General features: G+C 59.3%; 3 protein-coding genes. All 3 read left to right on the top strand.

The features are described 5' to 3' along the window. A partial coding sequence (locus C6P64_RS17465; RefSeq protein ID WP_105749804.1) for an SDR family oxidoreductase occupies positions 1–629 on the top strand: 629 nt, incomplete at its 5' end. A 103-nt stretch (positions 630–732) separates the two neighbouring features. Continuing rightward, a protein-coding gene (locus C6P64_RS17460) for an IS5 family transposase (protein WP_105749803.1) occupies positions 733–1525 on the top strand; the annotation gives its coding sequence in 2 pieces (ribosomal slippage) (positions 733–992 and positions 991–1525; 795 coding nt in all). A gap of 171 nt (positions 1526–1696) precedes the next feature. Further along, the gene (gene tnpA / locus C6P64_RS17455) at positions 1697–2092 is read left to right on the top strand and encodes an IS66-like element accessory protein TnpA (protein ID WP_105749802.1); all 396 of its coding nucleotides are present in this window, start codon (positions 1697–1699) and stop codon (positions 2090–2092) included. Positions 2093–2151: the final 59 nt, after the last annotated feature.

Genomic DNA, 2151 nt, shown 5'->3' with positions numbered 1-2151 from the left:
GCACCTTGAAATCACTCGTCTCTGCAGCAGCACGCGACGGTGCCCAAGTTCGTTTCGTCCAGAACGATGTGTCCGACGAAGCCAAGGTTAAATCAATGATTGTCGACATCGTGGCTGAGTTCGGCCGACTCGACATGGCCGTCAACAATGCGGGCATCTTCAACGAGTATTGTTCGCTGAACCAATCCGAGAGTCAGAACTTCCGCAACATGCTTGAAGTAAACGTGATGGGCGTGTATTTCAGTATGAAGTACGAAATTGCCCAAATGCTCCAACAAGGCAAAGGGGCTATCGTTAATTTGGCATCTATTGCCGGCCTGAATGGCATCCCATGGGGCGGAACCTATGCAGCCACCAAGCATGCGGTGGTTGGTCTTACTAAGTCGTCAGCACTCGACCATGCGGCTCAAGGCATCCGTATCAACGGTGTGGCGCCCGGAGCTATCCGCACTGACATCATCGCAGAGCAGTTGAACAGTAATCTCGCCGAACTTGAAGCAATGCACCCCATGCAGCGAGTGGGAAAGCCGGAAGAGATAGCGAGTGCCATCAGCTGGCTGCTCTCGGACGAGGCTAGCTTCGTCACTGGTCACATTCTCAGCGTGGATGGTGGCTTCCAAGCCAAATAAACATAATGACCGGCTCTATTCCAGACAAAATGAAGGTGCCTGGCGCGCTCTGGGAAGGCCTCAGAGCGTGTTCAAAGTCTCCAAGTCATGAGATGCTTGGGGGGTGAGAAAAGGTTACCCAAGCGATATCAAGCGCGAGCAGTTCGAAGTCATCAGGCCGCTGCTGGAGAGCGCGCGCAAGAAGACTGCCCCACGCAGAGTGGACCTGTACGAGGTGTTCTGCGCGGTGCTGTACCTGCTGCGCACGGGTTGCCAGTGGCGCGCGCTGCCCAGCGACTTTCCCAAGTGGCGCACGGTGCACTCGTACTTCGCCATCTGGAGCGAGCCGCGCGAGGGCGGCAGCCTGCTGGAGCAGGCATTAAAAAAATCAGGTTGGCGCGGCCCGAGAGAAACTGGGGCGCAACGCCTGCAGCGCGCTCTTGATCATCGACGCGCAGAGCGTGAAGAACACGGACCCGGCGGCCTTGAAGGGTTATGACGCGGGCAAGAAGGTCTCGGGCATCAAACGCCACATTGCGGTCGATACACAGGGGCTGCCGCACGCGGTGGCGGTGACGACAGCAGATGTGACCGATCGCAAGGGGGCACTCCAAGCGCTGGGGCGTTGCAAGTCCGTGCTGGGCCGGGTGCAAAGCCTGCTGGCCGACAGTGGCTATGTGGGTCAGCCCTTTGCACAGGGCGTGCAGGAGATTCTTGGTAGGCATGTGACGATGCAGATCGCCAAGCGCAGCGAACTGCACACCTTCAAAGTCATACCTAAGCGCTGGATCGTCGAGCGCAGCTTCGCCTGGCTGGACAAGAACCGGCGGTTGTGGAAGAACTGCGAGCGGCTGCTCAACACCAGCCTGCAGTTCGTCCATCTGGCCTTCTTGGGACTCTTGCTCAGAAGACTTTGAACACGTTCTCAAGCGCGTTGAAATCGACCGTGCTGAGGTAGTCCGCCGGGCGGCACTGCCGCTCACCGTGCTGAAGGACGATACGCAGATTTCCACGGCACAGTTTTTCGGTAAGCGTGGCCTGAAGGCCCTTGTTGTGAGGGCAAGCTTTGCAAGGCAGGATGTGTCCATATGGAACACAGTGGACACACCCCTGAGTGGACAGGGCTGAAGGTTGAGCGAACGCTGCGCAACGGCAAGCACCTCTACGTTTCGGCCTTCAAGGCTTGGCTGGTCGAGCAAGCCCGCAGACCCGGTGTTTCGGTCGCTGGCCTGGCGCTGCGCCATGGCGTCAACGCCAATCTGTTGCGGCTATGGATGAAGCAGGAACATTGGCCAGGCCAAGCGCCTGAGCTGCTGCCGGTCACGATCGTGGCCGAACCAGCCTGCCGCGAGGCAGCCACTGCGACGAGGGCTTACCCGTCCACGGGAACGATGGAGATCGAACTGTGTGGCGCCGTGGTGCGCCTGAGCGGTGAGATCGATGCCGCCCAACTCAAGACGGTGCTGGCCGCCCTGCGCTCATGATCGGCTTGCCGGCAAACACGCGGGTGTGGATCGTGGCCGGGCACACCGACATGCGCCAG

Source organism: Malikia granosa, assembly GCF_002980595.1.
GTDB lineage: Bacteria > Pseudomonadota > Gammaproteobacteria > Burkholderiales > Burkholderiaceae_C > Malikia > Malikia granosa.
This window is presented reverse-complemented; position numbering and strand designations above follow the sequence as displayed.